Annotated in this window: 3 protein-coding genes and 2 pseudogenes; all 5 read left to right on the top strand. The window is 60.7% G+C overall.

The window, feature by feature from the left end; genetic code table 11:
- Positions 1 to 75: 75 nt before the first annotated feature.
- The gene (locus tag Y708_RS0119215; RefSeq protein WP_028281170.1) at positions 76 to 1,365 is read left to right on the top strand and encodes an Nramp family divalent metal transporter; all 1,290 of its coding nucleotides are present in this window, start codon (positions 76 to 78) and stop codon (positions 1,363 to 1,365) included.
- 232 nt (positions 1,366 to 1,597) lie between these two features.
- Complete coding sequence (locus Y708_RS26470) at positions 1,598 to 2,095, top strand: ribonuclease FAU-1 family protein (RefSeq protein ID WP_162150504.1); 498 nt, start codon at positions 1,598 to 1,600, stop codon at positions 2,093 to 2,095.
- Positions 2,096 to 2,466: 371 nt separating this feature from the next.
- Positions 2,467 to 4,187, top strand: a pseudogene (locus tag Y708_RS26475) (sodium:solute symporter family protein).
- A 9-nt stretch (positions 4,188 to 4,196) separates the two neighbouring features.
- Complete coding sequence (locus Y708_RS30545; protein WP_028281171.1) at positions 4,197 to 4,328, top strand: putative transporter small subunit; 132 nt, start codon at positions 4,197 to 4,199, stop codon at positions 4,326 to 4,328.
- Between the two features lie 120 nt (positions 4,329 to 4,448).
- Positions 4,449 to 4,868: pseudogene (locus tag Y708_RS30080) on the top strand (amylosucrase); the annotation flags it as partial.

Genomic DNA, 4,868 nt, shown 5'->3' on the forward strand with positions numbered 1-4,868 from the left:
CATCCGGTCCTCGCCTGCAGGAACCACTGGGATCGGAGAGGACCGGATGCACATGGCCAGGAGAGGGCAGAAACCGTGAAAAGTGAGCTCGAGGAGACAAGAAGCGACGCCGGGCAACCGCCGAAAACATTCGGCAAAAAGCTCAGGTTCATCGGTCCCGGCCTCATCGTCGCCGCCACCGGTGTCGGTGCAGGCGACTTCATTATGGCCTCCATCGCTGGAGCCACCTACGGCTGGGCACTGATGTGGGCGGTCATCGCGGGTACCGCCATCAAGCTGATCCTGTCGGAGGGAATCGGCCGCTGGTACCTGGCCACGGGCAAGACTTTTCTGCAGGGATGGCACTCACTGGGGTGGTGGGCCACCGCATACTTTGGCATCTATGTGGTGATCTTCGGAATCGTCTACGGCGCCGCCGTGCCGGCAGTCTCTGCCCTGGTGCTGACCGCAATGTTCCCCGGAAGCATTTTCTGGCTGTGGGCCGTTCTCTCCGCGCTGGCCGGATTCATTCTGGTGTGGTTCGGTCGATACGGCTTCCTGGAGAAGGCGATGACAGTCCTCATCGGGGTGATGTTCATTACCGTGATCGGTTCTGCGGTGCTGATTCTGGCCAACCTGGGTACCGTCGCCTACAGCTTTGCCCCATCGGTTCCCGAAGGCTCGTTCGTCCGCATTCTGGGGATCATTGGGGGCGTCGGAGGAACCATTACCCTGACCTGCTATTCATACTGGATCCACTCCAAAGGCTGGAAAGGCAAGCAGTGGATTCCGATGATGCGTTTCGACATCACCTCCGCCTTCATCATCACGGGCATCTTCGCCATCGCTATTTTGATTATCGCGGCTGAACTGCTCTTCGGCACCGGGACCACGATCGAAGGCAACGACGGTCTATTGGGACTGGCGGATGCCTATGGGGAGAGATTCGGGGAAGCCGCACGATGGGCGCTCCTGATCGGCATCTGGGCCGCAATCTTTACGTCCATCCTCGGACCGTGGCACGGCATCTCCTACCTCTTCGCTGACTTTGTCCGCATCCTGCGCGACAGCAAACGACATGAAACCAGTTCCCACGAGTCGATCTCGGAGAAGGACACCTCATTTCGGATCTACCTCGCATGGATGACCTTCCCGCCGATGTTGCTCCTGTTGTTTCAGCAGCCTTTGGCGGTCGTGCTCGTCTACGGCGTACTGGGGGCGGTATTCATGCCGCTCCTCTCGGTGGGGCTCCTTTATCTGCTGAATTCCAAGCGGGTGGAACCGGGATACCGGAACGGCAAGGTCAACAACACCCTGTTGGTCCTCATCGTCCTGTTCTTTGCGTACCTGGCGGGATCGGAGCTGCTGCAAACAATGTTCGGCTAGCGTTCCGGTGAGGGCGGCGCCGGTCGGTGCCAGCGGAATTTAGCAAATAGGGGTGTGCCGGTAAAAATAGTGACTATGCCCCTTTCTGAAGTACCCCGCTGGCCCCGCGGCGCCGCAATCACCTAGACTTACCGGACCCCGGATTTCCCAGGCCTCGTGGACGTACGTCCGGTCACGGTCGTACGTCCACGACGGCGAGCAGTTGGTCGTCTGGCTGGCACCGGGTAACCGCATGCTGTACCAGGTGCTCGCCGATGGCCGGGATATCCGCTCCATAGAAGGTGCAGGCCGCTTCACCGAGCCCCGGGCCCAGGCCGTCAGGCAATGGTCCGGCTCAGGAATACTCGCGGTGTTCCAGCCTCACACCATGTACTCGGTCTGGTTCTTCGAAACCGGTACCGGGGCAAGGGACCTGTACTACGTCAACATCGAACGTACCTATACCCGAACGGGAACCGGCATCGAAAGCAGTGATCTCGTCCTCGATGTGGTCGTTGGCCCAGACCGCGGCGTCAGCTACAAGGATGAAGACGAACTCGAATTCGCCCATCAGGCAGGACTCATGTCCGATGCAACACTGACCCAGGTCCGGCAGGCCGCCGCAGATGCAGTCTCAGTTGTTGAGCGCTGGGAGTATCCGTTCAACGCCGGGTTCGAGAGCTTCCAGCCCGACCCGCAATGGCCCATACCGGGGCTACCCGTGGGCGCTTCCTGGACATTCGAGAGCTGACGGAGCTGCCCACAGGACCGTCCCGCCCGGGGCCCCGCCGCGGAAGCATGCTAGCCTGACTGCGTTGCAGGACGCCTGCCCGCAAGTAACCGTTTCCCCATCCATTGGGCTTGATTATCGGTGAAGAATGCAGCGTTTCTGCCCCCGCATGGGTGGACGACACCCACAAATCGGTTGGCCGCGCGCCGCCGAAAGACCGAGCTATGCGCTCTATTTGATTGCCTCAGGTAATTGTCTACGGGATTGACGCGTTTGCGCTCAAGACTCGGGCTCGGTCTCCGCGCCTGAAAACGCTTGCGGAGGAGACGGCCCACAGGAGGCCAGCGTGATGACGATGTCGAGTTGCAAGCGTTACTCGTCGTGACAAAGGGATGACAGTGCCTAACGACTCTGATTTGTATCAACTGAGTGGATGGATCGTGATTCTGCTCCTTGTTCTGCTGTACGGCGGAACCCTCCTAGTGTCCGCCTATATTGGCAAGAAGAAAGAGAACGCCGACGGGTACATGACGGCCGGCAACAAGGTGGGCTTCGGCATCTCCGCGGCGAGCATGACAGCCACCTGGATCTGGGCCTCATCAATGTACGCGTCCGCCACCGCCGGATACACCTACGGCATCTCCGGGCCTATCCATTATGGGCTCTGGGGCGCCTTGATGATTCTGTTCATCTACCCCTTCGGCAAGCGCATCCGCGCCGTCGCACCCAAAGCCCACACCCTGGCCGAGGTCATGCATTCCCGCCACGGCCGGTCTAGCCAACTGATGCTCGCGGGCTCAAACATTGTCGGCAGCGTCATCAGCCTGACCTCCAACTTCATCGCCGGAGGCGCCCTTTTGGCCCTGCTTTCCCCGTTCAGCTTCGGCCAAGGCGTGTTGACGGTCGCAGTGGGCGTGCTGATGTACACCCTCTGGTCAGGCTTCCGGGCCTCCATCCTGACCGACTTCGCCCAGGTGGTCGCAATGCTAGGCGCCGTCGCCATCATCATTCCCGTGGTGTTCTTCGCCGCTGGCGGACCCGGCATGTTCGAGCAGGGCGCCAGTAACCTCACCCCGCAGCAGTCAAACTTCTTCTCCAGCGACGCGTTCCTGAACCAGGGCGCACCGTATATCGCAGCGGTCCTGGCCTACGCCATCGGCAACCAGACCATTGCGCAGCGACTCTTTGCCGTCCGCGAGGACCTGATCAAGAAGACCTTCATCACAGCGACTGTCGGCTACGGCGCCACCGTGATCGGGATCGGCATGGTCGGCGTGATGGCCCTGTACCTGGGCGTCAGCCCTGTTGGCGGCGACGTCAACAACCTGATCCCTCAGATGGCTTCGACCTACCTCGGGCCGGTGCTGCTTTGCCTGTTCTTCGTCATGATTCTCGGCGCTCTCTCCTCGACCGCCGATTCGGACCTGTCAGCACTGTCCTCAATCATGATGGCCGACGTGTACGGCAAGAACATCGCGAAGAAGGCCAACCCAACAACCATGCTTCTGGTCGGCAGGATCACCATGATCGCGGCCACCGCTGCGGCTCTGATCATCGCCAGCCAACAAATGGACATCCTCGACCTACTGGTCTTCGTGGGAGCCCTCTGGGGCGCCCTGGTGTTCCTTGTCATCGCGAGCTTCTACTGGAACAAGGTGACCAACAAGGCTTTCACCACCTCGGTGATCGTGGCGCTGGCCGTCTTTATCCCTGTCAGGTTCTCCTGGTTCTCGATGGACGGTGCCACCGGCGTCGTCTTCGACATCCTGTCGGCCGCCGGGATCGGCACTGTCCTGGGTCTGATGGTGTTTGGCTTCTTCGGCCTGAAACCGGCAAAAATTGTCGGCGCCCTGGCAGCTGTCGCCTCGGCACCGTTTGTCATCGGGTTTCTGCACGACTACACGGTCCTCACCGGCTCCCTGGTGGCCTACGCCGTGAGAGCACGATCATTTGCTACCTGATGTCAGTCAGGAGCAAACAGAGCTTCGACTTTGCCCTGATCAAACAGCGCATCGGCGATTATGACCCAGTGGCCGACGACGGCCAGGCCAGCCCTGACAGCGAGACCCCCGACGACGACCTGGACGGCTCCACGCTGTCCGCCCGAAAGTAGGAGATCACCATGGAAACCATTCTTCTTACCGTGTACGTGCTGATCTGGCTCGTCATCGTTGCAGGCGTCCTGTGGACCGTCTGCCGAGGCTTCCTGAAGTACTGGGCTGAATCCCGGAAGGCTGGCCGAAGCATCATCTAACCCCATTGCTGGGTCCGCCGTCGCTCCCCTTAGGAGGAAAACGACGGCGGACCTGCTCACGTTTCGAAGAGTGAAAGGATGGAGCAGTAGGACAAGAATTCACGAAAGGGACGCTTCTACATGGACGAGCACGTTGACCAGCAGGCCCGGCAGCACGTACTCGCGGCCCTCGCCGCCCAGCCGAAGCAGGCAATCGACGACGACAGCACCGCCTTCCTGCGCCGGTTCGATGAGCATTTCCCCGAGCTGTGCCGCCTGTTCCATTCCCTCTATGGCCCGCAGAACGACTGGCTGGACCAGCTCACCCACCTAGTCCTCGAAGCGGCCGGCTCGTGGCAGGAACGCCCCACCGACCTCAAGGCCGTTGACGCAGCCAAAGAGGCGAACGGCGGCTGGTTCCTCTCCAATTCCATGCTGGGCGGGGTCTGCTACGTGGACCGCTACGCCGGTAACCTTGACGGCGTTCACGCGAAGATCCCCTACTTCAAGGAACTGGGCCTCACCTACCTGCACCTGATGCCGCTCTTCCTGGCCCCCGAG

Origin of the sequence: Arthrobacter sp. H5, assembly GCF_000520595.1 — a bacterium.
GTDB lineage: Bacteria > Actinomycetota > Actinomycetes > Actinomycetales > Micrococcaceae > Arthrobacter_D.